General features: G+C 67.0%; 16 protein-coding genes. 8 read left to right on the top strand and 8 right to left on the bottom strand.

Features of this window, described 5'->3' with window-relative positions:
* Positions 1 to 238: 238 nt before the first annotated feature.
* The 7 genes from BN3560_RS09455 (at position 239) to BN3560_RS09425 (ending at position 5,301) form a co-directional block, all read left to right on the top strand.
* Positions 239 to 1,243, top strand: a complete 1,005-nt coding sequence (locus tag BN3560_RS09455) for a transglutaminase-like domain-containing protein (protein ID WP_123649838.1) — start codon at positions 239 to 241, stop codon at positions 1,241 to 1,243.
* 65 nt (positions 1,244 to 1,308) lie between these two features.
* A complete protein-coding gene (locus tag BN3560_RS09450) occupies positions 1,309 to 2,361 on the top strand; it encodes a type II secretion system F family protein (RefSeq protein WP_096227854.1) in 1,053 nt (350 codons plus the stop codon).
* Positions 2,362 to 2,415: 54 nt separating this feature from the next.
* Entirely contained in the window at positions 2,416 to 2,697 is a 282-nt protein-coding gene (locus BN3560_RS09445) for a hypothetical protein (protein WP_224767912.1), read from the top strand.
* Between the two features lie 38 nt (positions 2,698 to 2,735).
* Complete coding sequence (locus BN3560_RS09440) at positions 2,736 to 3,236, top strand: DUF4860 domain-containing protein (RefSeq protein ID WP_096227853.1); 501 nt, start codon at positions 2,736 to 2,738, stop codon at positions 3,234 to 3,236.
* Between the two features lies 1 nt (position 3,237).
* The gene (locus tag BN3560_RS09435; protein ID WP_096227852.1) at positions 3,238 to 3,753 is read left to right on the top strand and encodes a type IV pilus modification PilV family protein; all 516 of its coding nucleotides are present in this window, start codon (positions 3,238 to 3,240) and stop codon (positions 3,751 to 3,753) included.
* Positions 3,750 to 4,217: a S4A5 electrogenic sodium bicarbonate cotransporter 4 gene (locus BN3560_RS09430; RefSeq protein WP_096227851.1), complete on the top strand. Its 468-nt coding sequence runs from the start codon at positions 3,750 to 3,752 to the stop codon at positions 4,215 to 4,217. The genes BN3560_RS09435 and BN3560_RS09430 overlap by 4 nt, the downstream gene beginning before the upstream one ends.
* Before the next feature lie 10 nt (positions 4,218 to 4,227).
* Positions 4,228 to 5,301 carry a type IV pilus twitching motility protein PilT gene (locus tag BN3560_RS09425; protein WP_096227850.1) on the top strand — a complete coding sequence of 358 codons (1,074 nt, stop codon included), beginning with the start codon at positions 4,228 to 4,230 and terminating at the stop codon, positions 5,299 to 5,301.
* A gap of 180 nt (positions 5,302 to 5,481) precedes the next feature.
* On the opposite strand, the gene BN3560_RS09420 is transcribed toward BN3560_RS09425, so the two are convergent.
* The 8 genes from BN3560_RS09420 to BN3560_RS09385 form a co-directional block, all read right to left on the bottom strand.
* Complete coding sequence (locus tag BN3560_RS09420) at positions 5,482 to 6,567, bottom strand: DUF2804 domain-containing protein (protein WP_096227849.1); 1,086 nt, start codon at positions 6,565 to 6,567, stop codon at positions 5,482 to 5,484.
* Positions 6,564 to 7,520 (bottom strand): mechanosensitive ion channel family protein, encoded by a 957-nt coding sequence (locus BN3560_RS09415; protein WP_096227848.1) that lies wholly within the window; start codon positions 7,518 to 7,520, stop codon positions 6,564 to 6,566. Before BN3560_RS09415 ends, BN3560_RS09420 begins: the two co-directional genes overlap by 4 nt.
* A 203-nt stretch (positions 7,521 to 7,723) precedes the next feature.
* Positions 7,724 to 8,521 (bottom strand): zeta toxin family protein, encoded by a 798-nt coding sequence (locus tag BN3560_RS09410; RefSeq protein ID WP_231897375.1) that lies wholly within the window; start codon positions 8,519 to 8,521, stop codon positions 7,724 to 7,726.
* The gene (locus BN3560_RS09405; RefSeq protein ID WP_087189889.1) at positions 8,518 to 9,087 is read right to left on the bottom strand and encodes a helix-turn-helix domain-containing protein; all 570 of its coding nucleotides are present in this window, start codon (positions 9,085 to 9,087) and stop codon (positions 8,518 to 8,520) included. The genes BN3560_RS09410 and BN3560_RS09405 overlap by 4 nt, the downstream gene beginning before the upstream one ends.
* Positions 9,088 to 9,172: 85 nt before the next feature.
* A complete protein-coding gene (gene nrdG / locus BN3560_RS09400) occupies positions 9,173 to 9,718 on the bottom strand; it encodes an anaerobic ribonucleoside-triphosphate reductase activating protein (RefSeq protein WP_096227847.1) in 546 nt (181 codons plus the stop codon).
* A 210-nt stretch (positions 9,719 to 9,928) separates the two neighbouring features.
* Positions 9,929 to 12,256: an anaerobic ribonucleoside triphosphate reductase gene (locus BN3560_RS09395; RefSeq protein WP_096227846.1), complete on the bottom strand. Its 2,328-nt coding sequence runs from the start codon at positions 12,254 to 12,256 to the stop codon at positions 9,929 to 9,931.
* Between the two features lie 321 nt (positions 12,257 to 12,577).
* Positions 12,578 to 12,847 carry a hypothetical protein gene (locus BN3560_RS09390; RefSeq protein ID WP_096227845.1) on the bottom strand — a complete coding sequence of 90 codons (270 nt, stop codon included), beginning with the start codon at positions 12,845 to 12,847 and terminating at the stop codon, positions 12,578 to 12,580.
* A gap of 3 nt (positions 12,848 to 12,850) precedes the next feature.
* A complete protein-coding gene (locus tag BN3560_RS09385; protein WP_227115061.1) occupies positions 12,851 to 13,807 on the bottom strand; it encodes a homocysteine S-methyltransferase family protein in 957 nt (318 codons plus the stop codon).
* Positions 13,808 to 14,312: 505 nt separating this feature from the next.
* Between BN3560_RS09385 and BN3560_RS09380 the strand changes: the two genes are divergently transcribed.
* The gene (locus BN3560_RS09380; protein ID WP_161959440.1) at positions 14,313 to 15,479 is read left to right on the top strand and encodes a TDT family transporter; all 1,167 of its coding nucleotides are present in this window, start codon (positions 14,313 to 14,315) and stop codon (positions 15,477 to 15,479) included.
* The last annotated feature ends 557 nt before the right edge of the window (positions 15,480 to 16,036 follow it).

Here is a 16,036-nt window from a genome sequence, read left to right as displayed (position 1 = left end):
CTCTCCACCCTCATAGTGAGTCTCAATTTACCGTTGACCCCCCTGTTGAATACCGTTCGCAGGCGATAAACGACCGCTCGCTTCCCCTCCCTCGCCTCTTCCCGAGACGGCGCCGGGACGATTATGGACGTGCGGAACGCGCAGAGGACCCGGTTTCGGACACGCTATAATGGACACGACTCCAGGGCTCCGCCCGTCGCGCTGCGCCCTGCCGAACCTGAACACGAAGGATTGGTCCGTGAAACGTCCCGGCGCATGCAAGCCCCGCCAGACGACGGCGTTGCGCCGCGCCTCTGCGACCGCGCTCGCGTTTCTGCTGGCCGTTGCATTGGCTCCGCTTGCGGGATGCGGCGACTCCGACAGTGGTGCCACCCCGGGCGGCGGGGGCGGCACCGTGGGCGCCGGCGACAGCGAGGGCGCGACGAGCGGCCCCGCCTTCGAGCGCCCGGCGCTGGCAACCTCCCCCTTCGACGCCGACGCCTCCGTGGTCGGCCACGACAGCATGATAGACGTCTCGCATGCCTCGCTCGGCTACGTGGCGGCCTCGGCGCAGAACGCGAGCCGCCTGAAGCTGCTGGTCACCAAGGACGGCGTGAAGCGCAACTACGACCTGCCCGGCGACGGCACGCCCATTTCCGTGCCGTTCACCATGGGCGACGGCACCTACGACGTGCAGGTCATGCAGAACACCGAGGGCGACCGCTACGTGTCCATCAACGGAACCACCGTAGACGCGGTGCTCGCGAGCGAGTTCGAGCCCTTCCTGCGTCCGAACGTGTTCTGCGACTACGACGCGGACAGCGCCTGCGTGACGAAGGCGAGCGAGCTTGCAGCCGGCGCCCGGAACGAGGGCGACGTGCTGCGCAGCATCTACACCTGGATCGCCGAGAACATCAGCTACGACACCGAGAAGGCCGAGCGACTGGCCGACGCCACGGGCTACGTGCCCGACCCCGACGCCACGTTGGCCGAGGGAAAGGGCATCTGCTTCGACTACGTGAGCCTGGGAGCCGCCATGCTGCGAAGCCTTGGAATTCCCACGAAGATCGTCACCGGCTACGTTTCCCCTGATAATATTTACCATGCATGGAATTTGGTATATCTTGATGGAAGCTGGAGGAGCGTCGAGGTGAGCGTCGACCCCGACACGTGGACGCGCATCGACTTGACGTTTGCCGCCGCCGGCGGGTCGGGGAAGTACGTGGGGGACGCGAAGGAATACACTGACCGGTACACGTACTGAGTGCGGGCCGAGCACGATACCGCAAGGGCCCGAAGCGCAAAGTCGGACAAGGAGCGAATGAGATTATGGCCACTACCGTGCTTGAGAGCAGCGCCGTAAGCGCGTTCTGCGAGAGCGTCGCCATCATGCTGGCCGCCGGCATCCAGACCGACGAAGCCGTGGGCCTGCTGGGCGAGAACATGGAGGACGGCGCCTTCAAGCGCGCGTGCGACGCCGTGTACCTTCGGCTTATCGCCGGCGAGCCGCTGGCGAGGGCCCTCGACGGATCGGGCTTCTTCCCGCGCCACGTCGTGGACATGGTGGGCGTGGGCGAGGTGTCGGGCCGCTTGGAGCCCACGCTGCGCACCCTGGCCGTGTACTACGACGAGGAGGGGCGGCTGTTCGCGAAGATGCGCTCGAGCATCGTCTACCCCGCCGCCCTGCTGTGCGTCATGTCCGTCATCCTGGCCTTCACCGTGGCCGTCATCCTGCCCGTGTTCGTGAACGTGTACGAGAGCCTGTCGGGCAACCTGGCGGCCGGGTCGTTCAACGCCGTGGGCGCCTCCATCGGCATCGGGTGGGCGGCGCTGGCCGTGACGCTCGTGTGCACGGTTATCGTGCTGGCCATGGCGGTGGCCATGCGCAGCGAGGGCGGGCGCCGCAGCATCATGCGCGTCGCCGAGCGCATGCCCTTCACGCGCAACACCATGTACCAGCTGGCCTTGAGCCGCTTCACGTCGGCGCTGGCCACGTACGTGGCCTCGGGCATCGACACCGACACGGCCATGAAGGAGGCCGTGTCCATGGTCGACCACCGCACGCTCAGACAGCAGCTCGAGGGGGCGCGCGAGGCGATGCTCGACCTGTCCGCGCCGAAGAGCCTGGCGCAGGCGGTGTCCGACAGCGGCGTTTTCGAGCCCGTGTACGCCCGCATGCTCACCATCGGCGCACGCTCCGGCAGCGTGGAGGACGTGCTGGGCCGCCTGTCGCTCACATTCTTCGACGATGCCATCATGAAGATGGACCGCCTGGTGGACGGCGTGGAGCCCGCGCTCGCCGCCTTCCTGACCGTGGCCGTGGGCGCCACGCTCGTTTCGGTCATGCTGCCGCTCATCGGCATCATGGGATCGATCGGCTAGGGCGCGGCGATGTACCACGAGCGTTCGACAAAGCAGCGGAGGCGCCGGCGGGGCATGAGGCTCGCCGCCCTTGCGCTCGTGCTGGCGCTGGCCGTGGGCGGCTGGTTCGCGGCGGGGGCCGTCGGTCAGAACCTGCGCGAGCAGGGTGCCGTGTCCGTGCGCAACGCCATCCTGGACAGCGCGAAGCAGTGCTGCGCCATCGAGGGTTCCTACCCCTCCTCGCTCGAGCACCTGGAGCAGAGCTACGGCCTGCGTGTGAACCGCGGTGACTACGTGATAACCTACGAGGTGTTCGCCGAGAACATCATGCCGAGCGTCGTGGTGGTTCCGCGATGAGGGGCGAGCGCCCTTCCGGGCGGGACGAGGATGCGGTTATGGAGGCTTTGACCAGCAGGGGCGTGGTCCAGCGGGCCGAAGGCGGCCAGAACTTCGGGCGGCTGTTCACGGTGCTGCTGTTCGCGCTGTTCATCGTGGCGCTGCTCATTGCCATCATGGCCGGCACAGGGCTCTACCGCGCCTTGGTGGACGTGCGCGAGCAGGCCGACGCGTCGCGCCTGGCTACGGGTCTCATCGCCAACAGCGTGCGCGCGGCCGACTCCGTGGACGCCGTCGGCGCGGGCAAGGGCCCCGAGGGCCGCTCGCTCGTGCTGACCGAGCGGCTGGACAGCGGCACGTTCGAGACGCGCATCTACGCCTACCAGGGTTCCATCGTGGAAGAGTACGCACTGGCCGACGCGGCGTACACGCCGGAGAAGGCCACCCCCATCGTCGCCTCGCAGCGCTTCGCGTTCTCCTACGAGGACGGGCTGCTCACCGTGGACACGGACGACGGCAGCGTGCAGGTGGCGCTGCGCAGCGTGAGGGGAGGTGCCTAGCATGGCAAGGAAACCGGCCGACTCGCTGCTCGCCGCCCGCCGCGGCTCCGATACTACCTGGCACGGCACCGCGTTCGTAGTGGAGGCGCTGGTGCTTTTGGTGTTTCTGGCGTTCGCGCTGGCGGTGTTCATGCAGCTGTTCGGCGCGGCGCACAACCGCGGCGTGGAGGAGCGCAAGCTGACGCAGGCCGTGCTGCTGGCATCGAACGCGGCGGAGGAGTTCGCGGCCGCGCCGCTCGCGGGCACGTCGAGCGAGGCTTTCGACGGCGACGGCGGCACGCTGGGCTCGGAGACGGGCACGGGAGCCGATGCGGAGGACGCCTATGTCGTGTCGCGCGAGGTCGTGCCCGAGCGCACGGAGGACGGTACGCTGTACCGCGCGAACATCACGGTATCCTGCGGCGGCGAGGCAGTCTACGAGCTGGAGACGTCTCGCTACGTGAGCGACGGCACCGCGGGCACGGACATCGGCCGCGCGCCGGATGCGGCAGCAGCGGAAGGGGGCGATGTCGCATGACCACGCGGGGACGCGGATCGGTGCGCATAGGGCCCATCAGCCTGTTCGCCCTCGTCATCATCCTGTGCCTGGCCGTCATGGCCGTGCTCTCGGTGACGACGGCGCAGGCCACGTACGCCGCCGCCGAGCGGCAGGCGTCCTTCACCGCCGACACGTACGCCAACGAGCGGGCGGGCCAGGAGTTCGCAGCCGACATCGACGCCGCGCTGGCACCGGTACGGGCGGCGGGCGGCGGGCTGGCCGAGGCGCTGGCCGCCGTTCGCGCGGCGCTGCCGGCGGATGCCGAGCTGGACGGATCGACGGTCAAGGCGGAATTCACTGCCGACAGCGGGCGTGCGCTCGCCGTCGTGCTGCAGATACACGCGGACGCCACCTACAGCGTGGCGTCGTGGAAGGCTACGACGCTGTGGACGGAGAGCGGCGCAGGCGAGACGCTGTGGTCGGGCGCTGCGCAGACACGATAGGAGCGATGAGATGAAACTTGAAGAGCTGCTGCGGGAGATGGTGGATGCGAAGGCGTCCGACATCTTCATCATTGCAGGCCTGCCGCTGTCTTACGAGGTGAGCGGGAGGCAGATCCGCCTGGACTCGGCGCCGCTCATGCCCGACGACACCGAGACGTTCGTGCGCGCCATCTACGAGGTGAGCGGCCGCAGCATGAAGAGCTTCGTGGACAACGGCAACCACGACGACGACTTCTCGTTCGCCATCGCGGGCGTGGGGCGCTTCCGCTCGAACGTGTTCCGCCAGCGCGGGTCGTTCGGCGCCGTCATCCGCGTCATCCCGTTCGGCCTGCCGAACCCGGCCGACTTCCACATCCCCGACGAGGTGCTGCGCCTGGCCCGCCTGCAGAAGGGCCTCGTGCTGGTCACGGGACCGGCGGGCGCGGGCAAGTCCACGACGCTGGCCTGCATCATCGACAAGCTGAACCACGAGCGCAGCGGGCACATCATCACCATGGAGGACCCCATCGAGTACGTCCACAAGCACGGCAGCTGCATCGTGACGCAGCGCGAGGTGCCCACCGACATCGCCACCTACGGCGAGGCGCTGCGCTCGGCCATGCGCGAGAGCCCGGACGTCATCCTCTTGGGCGAGATGCGCGACTACGAGACCATCGGCACGGCCGTCACCGCCGCGGAGATGGCGCAGCTGCTGTTCAGCACGCTGCACACCACGGGCGCGGCCGGCACGGTGGACCGTATCATCGACGCCTTCCCCGCCTCGCAGCAGCGCCAGATACGTATGCAGTTGTCCATGGTGCTGGACGCCATCGTGTCGCAGCAGCTCGTGCCCACGGTGGACGGCGAGGTGGTGCCCGCCTTCGAGATCATGGTCACGAACACGGCCATCCGCAACCTCATCCGCGAGGAGAAGACGCACCAGATAGACAGCGTGATAGCCGCGGGCGGAGCAGAGGGCATGCGCACGATGGACCAGAGCCTGTTCGACCTGGTGAAGAGCGGGCGCGTGGCCAAGGAGATGGCGCTGCAGTACAGCATCCACCAGGAGGCGCTGAAGAAGCGCTTCGAAACCGAGGGGCTGTAGGAAGCCGGCCTCCACAAGCAGCCTGCCTGGAACGTGAAAAGCGGCCCGCCGATCGGCGGGCCGCTCCGTGTGACAAGGGTGTGACAGGGGGACGGGGATAATGTCACGTTCCCCAATGAGACGCAAGGCCGCAAAGCGCCCAAGAACGTGACGTTATCCCCGTCGTCCCCCTGTCACACCCTAGTACACGTTGTGCACGACCTCGGCTGATCCCTGCAGGCCGGCGATGCGGAAGGGCGTGCCGTCGTCGAGCACCACCGTGCCGTCGAACGTGCCGAACACCTGGTGCTGGTCGGTGCGCACGACCAGGGCGTTGATGCAGTCCGCACGGTCGAGCAGCGGGGTGAACGTCACATCGAGGCGGCCCTCGTCGTCGGTGACGTGCCAAGGGGCCAGCAGGTCGTAGCGGTCGGCGACCTTGCGGGCGTTGGCCGCGGCGGGCTTCTCGGGCACGCCGAAGTCCACGCGGTGCAGCTTGTGGCACACGCCGTCCACGAACGCCATGTTCTCCGAGGCGGCCGACGTGTCGCCGAAACCGTAGCCCAGGTTCAGGCCGAAGCAGTGCGAGCCCGGCCGGGCTCCGCCCCGCCCGTCCTGCCAGCCTTGCGCCACGCCCCAGAACCACGTGTTGTCGCGCGTCCACACGCCGCGGCCCCAATCTAGCAAGCCGAACGAGTCGTCGGGTGCGAACCCGTGTACCAGCAGGCCCTTCTTGAAGCTGCCACGGGCGCGCATGGCCACGATCTTCTGATTGTAGTAGAAGGCGAGCGGATCCTCGGCCCACGGCGTGGCAATGACCATGGTTTCCTCGGGCTCGTCGGAGAGCACGGCGTCGAACACGAGGTCGTCGTCGCCGTCGAACTGCGCAAAACGGGCGTGCAGCCGGCGCTCGCCGTTCCCTGCCTCGAAGCGGAAGGACACGCGCCCGTTCTCGAAGGACGAGACGCCTTCCCGCGAGGTGGAAGGAAGGCGGAAGCGTCCGAGCGGAAAGGGCGTGATGACGCTCGTGGTCTTGTAGGCCGCCTGCGCGAAGTCGATGACCGACGCCGAGACAAGGCCGAGGTAACCCAGGTCGCCCAGCGTGAGCGCCACGGCATAGGCGCCGTCGTTCACCAAGTAGTAGTCCCACTCCTTGATGCGCCACCCGGGCGCTTTGATGCGCGTGCGGTCGTAGGCGAGCTCCAGCTGGGTGGCCCACCCGCATGCGGAGAGCGCGCCGTCCTCGCGATGCAGCGGACCCGGGCCCTCAAGGCGTTTCTCGTTCATGATCGACCCCCTTTGCTCGTTCGGAACATGCGCGCCATGCGCTTGCGCAGGCTCGTAGGAGAGGCCTGCCTGCTGCTCGCCTTTACCGCGGGCTTGGACTTGGGCTTCTCGGCAGCCTCCTCCGATGCTTCCTCGGCCTCCTGCCGAGCCTCCTCGAGAACCTTGCCGGCCGCCTCGGGCGCTCCGGCGCGCGTGAGGGGCGCCACGGCCCGCAGCACGGCATCGCCCGCCCGGGCGCTCGTGCGGCTGTCGGCCACCTTGAACGTGATGGATCCCACATAGCCGCCGTCGGTGATGGCCGAGAAGGACAGCTTCGGCTCCTTCGTCAGCTTCGCCACCGACCCCGCCGCCTCGGATGCCTCGTGCTCGATGGCCGCCGCCACGTCGTTCAGGTGCTCGCCGGGTGTGACCACCACGATGGGCAGGCTCACCTGGTTCGTGGGCGGCAGGTGCGTGAGCGCCGTCTTGTTGATGATGGAGTTGGGGATGACGACTTCCTCCCCCTTGCTGTTCCTGATGGTGGTGTGGCGCCAGGTGATGTCCTTCACCACGCCGGACGACGAGCCCACCTCGATGTTGTCGCCGGGCTTGATGATGCGCAGCAGGCTGACCTGCAAGCCGCCGATGAGGTTGGCGATGGTGTCCTGGAAGCCGAGCGAGATGGCGATGCCGCCGATGCCGAGCGCGGTGATGGCGGCGCTCACGTCCACGCCGTAGCAGGTGGACAGCATGATGCACACGCCCAGCAGCCATACGGCGCCGCGGGCGATGTTGACGAAGATGGAGCTGGAGGGAAGGTTCTTCTCCTCGTTGTAGTGCAGCATCTTGCGCATGAAGCGAACGGTAAGGCGCGCGAAGATGGCCGTGACCGCGAGGATGACGGCAGCCGCCAAGGCCGTGGTCAGCCAATCGACGTGCACGATGCCCTGTATATAGTGTTCGAGTTGTTCCATGTTTTTATCCTACCACGGAATGCCGCGAAACGAACCTAACGGGCATGTTACCAAGTACGGGACTACACAAGGGCGACCCCCGGAAACCTCGGTGTGGCTCACCGGCGACCCCCGGCGCAGCTCCGGGCGACCTCTGGGCGGCTCGGGGCGACCTCGGCGTCCCCTGCGGCCAGCCTCGTGCACCTCCGGCCGGTCCCGCGGCTCTAAGGCCGCTCCGACGGGAGGGACGCCCCTCCCTGCAGCGAGGCGAGCTTTGCCTCCAGGAACTCGTAGTGCTCCCGTTCCGTAGGAGTCCACGGGCCGAAGAGCACCGCCTCGAGCACGTCGGCGGCGCGGCGCGCGTCCCCCTCAAGCGGGTACAGCAACTCTCTTTCGCGCGAGTAAAGCCGGATCTCGTCGAACAGGCCCGAGCTTTCCAAGACGCCCACGTTCTGGACGATGTCGGCAACGATCTTGTTGTGATGGGCGGGATCGGTCGCACGCGGCGTCGTGCCGGCCATGCGCATGAGCTCGTAGCGGATCTGGCAGCTGACGAGCGATATCTCGGGCTTGACGGCCATGAGCGCCAACGACACGCGATAGCCTTTGCCCCGTAGCAGCGCAGCCGTGTCCAGCGGCACCTGCGAGGTGCGCAGCGTTCCTTCGACGACGAGGTTGCAGCGGGCGGATGACAGAGCTTTGACCAGCGCCTCTACCATCTGTCCCGCCCATGCGGCGGTATGAGCCACCGCCTCGGGCCCGTACTGGGCGTCCAGCTCGGCGAAGCGTGGATGGTGTGAGCGGTACTCGTCGCCGTTGATGACGATGCTCCCATCCTTGAAACCCTTGACGCAAAGCTCGTGGAGCGCTGTCTTCCCCGCTCCGCTCTGCCCCCCGAGCAGAACCGCCCGGGGATGTGCAGACGGCGCGCAACGCGATTCGAGCACGAGGTGCTTAGCTATCGACTGAAACTCGCCGGCAAACTCTTCCTCGCTGAAAGCGCCCGGATCGGCTTTCATCATGCGGCCTTCGCCGCATGGAAACGCGCGAAGCGCGCGAGCCCGTCGATGGCCCCGCGTATCTCCGCGAGCTTTTTCTCGCTCCCGTCCACTTCCCTGATGATCTGCCCCTTCCTCTCGGCGATCAGCGAAATGACATCGTCATAGACCAGCATGCCCTCTTCGTCGCCCCGCTTCTCCGCCTCGCGGCGAAGCCGCGACACCTCCGCCAGGATCTCGGCGGCCTTCTCGTTGAGGATCTCCTGCTCGAGCGTGAGCATGTACATCTCGTTGATATCCATGATCTCCCCCTTGTCATCGAATGTGACCATCGCGTATATGACCTTCTCCGCGCTCTCGCGCTGCGCGGGCGGGATGGACTCGCCATCGCGCTCCAGGCATTCGCGCATGAAAGCGGTGTGTGCGGCGGCGCGGATAAGGTTAGCGTTCGCCTTGCTGGGAGGCTGGCCGTTCTCGTAGCGCACCATGCTGGCCTCGCCGATTCCGAGAAGCCGGGCGAACGCCTGCTGCGTCAAGCCGTACTTCTTGCGGATGCGCTTGATCTCGGAAGGAGTGATATCGTCGCTCATAGCCTATCCTTTCAATCAAATGATTGAAAGGATAGTATCACATGATCGTCCTTTTGTGCAAGGGGAAAAGGGAAGGGCGCGATGCTTACCAGGAAGGGGGCTTCGGCGGCTCGACCTCGCGCGGCTCCCAGAGCACGATGCGGCCCTCTCGCCGCGTGGCGGGCACGTCCACGAGCCGCTGGTTGGAGGAACCGCGCCATTTGAGGTCGAAGGAATGCTTCGCCTGCACGAACGGGCCGTCCACCAGCACGTCGGTCTGCTCGAGCAGGTCGCGCGCCGCCGGGTCGGGCACGCCCGCGGCCAGCTGCTCGTAGGTGTAGCCCGAATACGTCCACACGTTCAGGCCGAGCGCATGGCAGCGGCGCGCCAGCTCGGCGCAGGCGGCCGCTTGCTCAAAAGGCTCCCCGCCCGAGATGGTCACGCCCTGCGCCAGCTTGTTGGCCGCGATCTCGGCCACAAGACCGTCGATGTCGCGCTCCTCTCCGCCCGCGCACGGCTGGCTCTCGGGATTATGGCAGCCGGGGCAGCCGTGCGTGCACCCCTGCACGAACACGGCGAAGCGCAGCCCCGGCCCGTCGACGATGGAGTCCGGGGCCGTGCCGAAGAGACGTATAGTGTTGGGAGCAGTCATAAGCAGCCTCGCATGCACCCGAGGGGCGCATAATAATCGAACAGGTTGGCGTAGTAAGTCAGCGAGGCCGCCCGTGGTGCCCGAGATCGTAGGGATGGCAGAGGCGAAGCGTGCTTCGGTACGCGAGCCTCCGCCATCGCCGCAAGATCGGGCACCACGGGCGGCCGCAGCGTCGAGTAGTTCCGGCAGCCGGCAGGCCGCCGGAGCCACCTACATCTGGTGCTTGACCCGATCGGCCTCTTCGGCGCGCTTGGCGTCGTTGAAGCGGTCGAGGGTGCCCACCAGGTAGCCGGTGATGCGGCGGATGCGCTCGAAGGCCATGCCGTGCTCTTCCTCCGTGCGGCCGCACTTGGGGCACACGTCGCCGATGATGCCGTTGTAGCCGCACACCGGGTCGCGGTCCACCGGGTGGTTCACCGAGCCGTAGCCGATGCCGCTGTCCTTCATGTGGCGGATGACGGCCTCGAACGCCTCCAGGTTCTCGGACGGGTCGCCGTCGAGCTCAACGTAGGAGATGTGGCCCGCGTTCGTGAGCGCGTGGTACGGCGCCTCGATCTCTATCTTGTCGAACGCGCTGATGTCGTAGTACACCGGCACATGGAAGCCGTTCGTGTAGTAGTCGCGGTCGGTGACGCCCTCGATGGAGCCGTAGCGCGCGCGGTCCATGCGCACGAAGCGGCCGGACAGGCCCTCGGCGGGCGTGGCGATCAGGCCGTAGTTCATCTTGCGCTCGGCCGACAGACGGTCCAGGTAGCCGCGCATGTGCCCGATGATCTCGAGCCCCAGGTTCTGCGACGCCTGCGACTGGCCGTGGTGCTGGCCGGTGAGCGCCACGAGCGCCTCCGCCAAGCCGATGAAGCCCACGGAAAGCGTGCCGTGCTTCAGCACCTCGCGCTGCTCGTCGCCGGGAGCCAGCTTCTCGGAGTCGATCCACACGCCCTGGCCCATGAGGAACGGCGCGTTGTACACCTTCTTGCGCGCCTGTATCTCGAAGCGCTCGTCGAGCTGCCCCACCGTGAGCGCCAGCTTCGCGTCCAGCAGGTCGAAGAACAGGTCAAGGTCGCCCTTGCTGCGGATGGCCAGGCGCGGCAGGTTGATGGACGTGAACGACAGGTTGCCCCGCCCGGGCGTGACCTCGCGGTCGGGATCGTACACGTTGCCCATGACGCGCGTGCGGCAGCCCATGTAGGCGATCTCGGTCTCCGGCGTGCCCTGGTAGTACTGGATGTTGAACGGCGCGTCCAGGAAGCTGAAGTTGGGGAACAGGCGCTTTGCCGAGCAATGCATGGCCAGCTTGAACAGGTCGTAGTTCGGGTCCTCGGGGTTGTAGTTCACGCCCTCCTTCACGCGGAAGATCTGCACGGGGAAGATGGGCGTCTCGCCGGAGCCGAGGCCCCCCTCGGTGGCCAGCAGCATGTTCTTCACCACCATGCGCCCCTCGGGGGACGTGTCCATGCCGTAGTTCACCGAGCTGAACGGCGTCTGCGCGCCGGCGCGGGAGTGCATGGTGTTCAGGTTGTGCACGAGCGCCTCCATGGCCTGGAACGTGGCGCGGTCGGTGTCGGCGTGCGCGTTCTTCGCCGTGTAGGCGAGCGCCTTGTCCGCAAGCGGCTCGCCCACGCCGGCTGCGACGAGCGCCTCGCGCACCGCAGCCTCGAAGCCCTCGTCCATCTTGAGGCTGGCCCAGAGGCCCGTCTGCTCCTCGACGGCCGCAAGCACGTCCTGCGCGAATGCGCGCGCATCGTCCACCACGCCGTCGACCAGCAGGTCGACCGCCTCGGCCAGGTGCTTCTTGTACAGGCGGCGGTACGTCTTCTTCACGCCCTCGGCCAAACCGTAGTCGAAGTCGCAGATGGCCTGCCCGCCGTGCTGGTCGTTCTGGTTGGACTGGATGGCGATGCACGCGAGCGCCGCGTAGCTCGTGATGTCGTTCGGCTCGCGCAGCACGCCGTGCCCCGTGGAGAAGCCGCCCTTGAAGAGCTTCTTCAGCTCGATCTGGCAGCACGTGGTGGTGAGCGTGTAGAAGTCCATGTCGTGGATATGGATGTCGCCCTCGCGGTGGGCGCGCGCGAACTTCGGATCGATGACGCACATCTCGTAGAACTGCTTGGCCGACTCGGAACCGTACTTGAGCATGGTGCCCATGGCGGTGTCGGCGTCGATGTTGGCGTTCTCGCGCTTCATGTCCGAGTCGCTGGCCTTGGAGAAGGTAATGTCCTTGAGCGTCTGGATGAGTCGGCTGTTCACGTCGCGGGCACGGCTGCGCTCGGCGCGGTAGAGGATGTAGGACTTGGCCGTCTGCACGAAGCCGGACTCGATAAGCGTCTCCTCTACCAGGTCCTGCACGCCCTCCACCGTGGGCACGCCCTCGATGGCGCCGCTCTCCAGCTTCTCCACCACCTTGCGCGCGATGTCCTCGGCAGCCGTGCGGTCCTGCATGGCGCCGCATGCCTGGAACGCGCGTTCCACCGCCTCGGCGATCTTGCCCTCGTTGAATTCCGCCGTGCGCCCGTCGCGCTTGATGATGGTGGTGACCATGCGTGCCGTTCCTCTCTGCCGTTTTCCTTTTGCGAACAGTGGTTTTACCGCGGTTATGCCCCGAGTTTCCACTGTCTTTAAGTCATTTTTCCACAATATGTTGTGGGGGATTATCGATCTAGCGTGGACATATAGTACCTGCGAGCGAGAAGGAAAACAAGGGGGATATATGTTACAAATTGACTTCCATTCGTGAATCACGAAGGGCATCACAGGAACTTCAGAAATGCAGGGCGCTCTTGATCGGAGGGGCTTGGTGCGCGAGGGGCTTCCCAAGCGCAGGCCCCTCAACGCCCGATCTGAACCGATGGCGAGAGGGGCCTACTCCACCGTGCCGTAGACCTGGCCCCAGGCGTGTCCGCCTATAGACGAGTTGATCTGGTCGCAGAGGCGCTGGCGGGTGTAGGACCCCGGGGGGAGCAGCCTGACCACCTCCATGAGGTCGTCGGGGAGGTCGGCGGCCTCGGCGGCTATCACCGCGTCGAGGCGGCGCACGGCGTCGTCGGCCGAAGCGCTGGCGAACAGGCCGTCCACCAGGTCCTGCAGGGCGCCGTAGTGCGGGCTGCGCTCGATGTTGGAGCCGGAGGCCATGCGCTACCTCCCCCGCACGGCAGACAGCAGAGTCGCCAGATCGTCCTCGTCCTCGGCTGGATCGGCGCCGCGGGGCGCCACGACGTCGAAGCCGTCCGTGGCCGCGGCCAGCGCGCCGGTGTAGGCCGGCGTGGCATCGCCCACGGCGCGCAGGAACTGGGCGCCCGCCGCCCGCAGGCGCGCGGCGGCGTCGACCATGACGTCGGGGCAGTAGTAGGGGTTCTCGGGCGTGGAGGCCCCCTGCCGCGGCGCATGGTCGGCCACGCGCAGCTGCACGAGCACCGGCAGGTCGGTCGAGGCGCAGGCACGCTCGACGAGCTCCGCGGCCCGATCGGCGGGCGCGCCGGTGGTGATGCCCGCCACGGAGGCGCCGAACTCGCCCATCAGGGCCACGGCCTCCTCGACCGCCATGCGGCCGTCGGCAACGAGGCCGTCGCCGTCCACGTCGATGGCCGCGAACACGGGCAGGTCGCTCGCCTGCCGCAAGCCCATGAGCGCGCACTTGAGGTCGACGGGGTTCGCGAACCCTCCCAACAGGAACGCGTCGAGCGCAGCGCCCTCGAACGCGCGTGCGGCGCGGGCGTACTGGCTGCGGTTCTCGTTGAGCGATGCCGCGCTTGAGCCGTCGAGCGGCAGCCCGCACGGCCCCACCTCCGCCAGCACGTGCTGGGGCTTGAGCGAGCCCACAATGCCGAGCGCCGCGCGGGCGAGGTCGCCCAAGCGGTCTTCCATGCCGTGGTGGGCCAGGCGGGCGGGCGCGATGCCCTCCGTGCCGGCAACGAGGCACTGGGCGCCGGCGATGGACTCCAAGCGCAGCGCGTCGCGCACGGCCTCCGGCTCGATGAGGTTCAGGTACTCCAGGTCGCGTGCCACGTCGACACCCTGGCGGGCGAGCACGGCGGCGAGGGGGGCGGACAGCACGAGCATGTCCTTGTGGAAGCGCAGCGCGATATCGGGCATGGAGGCTCCTTTCTTCGATTCCACTATGATACCCAAACGTCGCGGCACGCGCAGCGGGCGTCGGGAAAACCCGTTCCTTCGACAGAAGGAGCCGAAACGGCCGCACGGCGGCCGGCCAGGTGCCTTGCACGCGAGCGGTTGCCGAGCGTCCGCGAGCGGCAGCCGTGCGGACCCAGCCTGCAATTCACCGACCGTGCACGGCCGTTGCACAAGACGAACACGCCTGCACCATAGGTTTTTCAACCCCTGCGTCTATAATGGGCCCTGCAAGCGAAAGGCTCCCCTCCTTTTAGTTTGCACTGCTTGTACCCCTTACAAAGCAGTAGCGATGCCCAAGAGCATCGCATCATCCCCTCCTTGTGGCCCGGCGAGCTCCCCTCTCGCCGGGCCGATCCTTTCCTACGGACCGTTTTGCCCCGGCGGGAATTACCTGATTGATCGGAGGGACCCCCGGCTTTATCATGGGGCCGCGCACCCGTGCGGGCGCACCGACGAAGGGGGAAGCATGTACGTCAAGGACAAGGTCTCGAAGCTGCCGCTCCCCGTCGTGCCGGCCGCGCTCGGCCTGCTGGTGCTGAGCGGCGTGTACGACACGCTCGGATTCCCGATCGTGCACTGGCTCGCCGTTGCCGCCGCCACGGCGGTCGTGGTGCTGTACGCGTTGAAGATCGCCTTCCATCTGCGCAGCGTGGTGGCGGCCGAGTACGCCAACCCCATGCTGGCCGCACTCTACCCGACGGTTCCCATGCTGGTCATGGTTCTGTGCGTGTTCTACGCACAGCTGTTCCCGGCCGCATGGGCGGCCGCGCAGGCAGTGTTCTTCGCCATGCTGGGCCTGCTGTGCGTGCATGTGGCGGTGTTCTTCGCCCGGTTTTTCCTGCGGCGGTTCGAATGGAAGACGTTCATGCCCAGCTGGTACGTCACCACGAACGGGGTGATGGTGTCAACGGTGGCGGGCATGCCGTTCATGCCCGAACCGCTGGCGGTGGGCATCGTGGTGTGGGGAATCGCCATCTACGTGGCGGTGACGCCGTTCATGCTGTGGCGCATGAAGCGCTGCGAGGTGGCCGAGGCCATGATGCACTCGCAGGCTATCATGCTGGGACCGTGCAGCATGTGCCTCGTGTCGTATGTGAACGTGTTCCCCGACCCCAACCTCGTGGTCATGGGACTGCTGTTCGCCTGCGAGGCCGTGTCGCTGGTCTACGTGGTTGCGAAGCTGCCTAAGTTCTTCGGTGTCGCGTTCCACCCCGGCTACGCGGGCATGACCTTTCCCATGGCCGTGGGACTGCTGGCCACGCGCGGGCTGGCCGGAGCCCTGGAGGGCGCCGGGCTCTCGGGCGCAGCATGGGCGGTCGAGCAGCTGGCCGGCGTGCAGCTGGTGCTGGCCACCACCATCGTGGCCGTGGTGAGCGCGCGCTTCCTGGGCATGCTGGCGGCCGGGCTCAAGGCCGACCGCGCGTCGGGGGCGCTGGCACCCGAGCAGCTGGCGGCGCTGCGGGCGCTGCGGGCGTACCTGCGGCGCGGCGTCGGCGACGTGGCGCCGGGAGCGGGCGACTTCGTACCCGTGGCGGCGGGCATCGCGTGCGAGGTCGACTGCGATGGCGCGGACGACGCGCCGGTCGGCGGGCCGGACGGGGGCGAGGCGGATCCTGCGGGAGGCGGCGCCTGACGGAAGGACGGAAAAGCCGGCAACTTTACCTAATTGTTACTTTCAAGCCCTCTAATTCACAAAACGGCCACTCCTCCGTCATATGTTTTTCAAGGCCAACTTTTATACTAGGCGGCAGCAAACGAAAGGCTCCCCTCCTTTTCAGTTTGCATCTGCTTTACCCCTTAAAAGCAGAGTCGGTGCCCAATAGGCACCGCATCATCCCCTCCTTGTGGCCCGGCGAGCTCCCCTCTCGCCGGGCCGATCCTTTTCCGAGCTTCCCCGGCCCCATACGGCATGGCAGCCAGCTCCGCCCTCCGCCTCCCGCCAGGTAACGGGAGCGTAACGCAAACGGGGCGATAATCGACAAAACGCGCACGTGCAGCCCATATGTTCTTCAAGGCCAACTTATATACTGATCCCAGCAAGTGAAAAGGCTCCCCTCCTTTCAACTTGCACTGCTTGTAACCCCTTGCAAAGCAGTAGCGGCGTCCAAGAACGCCGCACATCCCCCTCCTTGTGGCCCGGCGAGCTCCCCTCTCGCCGGGCCGATCCTTTTCAGGCCACCCGCTTCCCTG

It is taken from the genome of Gordonibacter urolithinfaciens (genome assembly GCF_900199375.1).
GTDB classification, from domain to species: Bacteria; Actinomycetota; Coriobacteriia; order Coriobacteriales; family Eggerthellaceae; genus Gordonibacter; species Gordonibacter urolithinfaciens.
This window is presented reverse-complemented; position numbering and strand designations above follow the sequence as displayed.

Excerpts from the sequence above, each read along its gene's own strand:
- BN3560_RS09410 (WP_231897375.1), bottom strand. The coding sequence starts at position 8,521 with ATGATGAAAGCCGATCCGGGCGCTTTCAGCGAGGAAGAGTTTGCCGGC.
- BN3560_RS09430 (WP_096227851.1), top strand. The coding sequence starts at position 3,750 with ATGACCACGCGGGGACGCGGATCGGTGCGCATAGGGCCCATCAGCCTG.
- BN3560_RS09405 (WP_087189889.1), bottom strand. The coding sequence starts at position 9,087 with ATGAGCGACGATATCACTCCTTCCGAGATCAAGCGCATCCGCAAGAAG.
- BN3560_RS09425 (WP_096227850.1), top strand. The coding sequence starts at position 4,228 with ATGAAACTTGAAGAGCTGCTGCGGGAGATGGTGGATGCGAAGGCGTCC.
- BN3560_RS09445 (WP_224767912.1), top strand. The coding sequence starts at position 2,416 with ATGAGGCTCGCCGCCCTTGCGCTCGTGCTGGCGCTGGCCGTGGGCGGC.
- BN3560_RS09440 (WP_096227853.1), top strand. The coding sequence starts at position 2,736 with ATGGAGGCTTTGACCAGCAGGGGCGTGGTCCAGCGGGCCGAAGGCGGC.
- nrdG (WP_096227847.1), bottom strand. The coding sequence starts at position 9,718 with ATGACTGCTCCCAACACTATACGTCTCTTCGGCACGGCCCCGGACTCC.
- BN3560_RS09450 (WP_096227854.1), top strand. The coding sequence starts at position 1,309 with ATGGCCACTACCGTGCTTGAGAGCAGCGCCGTAAGCGCGTTCTGCGAG.
- BN3560_RS09435 (WP_096227852.1), top strand. The coding sequence starts at position 3,238 with ATGGCAAGGAAACCGGCCGACTCGCTGCTCGCCGCCCGCCGCGGCTCC.
- BN3560_RS09390 (WP_096227845.1), bottom strand. The coding sequence starts at position 12,847 with ATGGCCTCCGGCTCCAACATCGAGCGCAGCCCGCACTACGGCGCCCTG.
- BN3560_RS09385 (WP_227115061.1), bottom strand. The coding sequence starts at position 13,807 with ATGCCCGATATCGCGCTGCGCTTCCACAAGGACATGCTCGTGCTGTCC.
- BN3560_RS09415 (WP_096227848.1), bottom strand. The coding sequence starts at position 7,520 with ATGGAACAACTCGAACACTATATACAGGGCATCGTGCACGTCGATTGG.
- BN3560_RS09395 (WP_096227846.1), bottom strand. The coding sequence starts at position 12,256 with ATGGTCACCACCATCATCAAGCGCGACGGGCGCACGGCGGAATTCAAC.
- BN3560_RS09380 (WP_161959440.1), top strand. The coding sequence starts at position 14,313 with ATGTACGTCAAGGACAAGGTCTCGAAGCTGCCGCTCCCCGTCGTGCCG.
- BN3560_RS09420 (WP_096227849.1), bottom strand. The coding sequence starts at position 6,567 with ATGAACGAGAAACGCCTTGAGGGCCCGGGTCCGCTGCATCGCGAGGAC.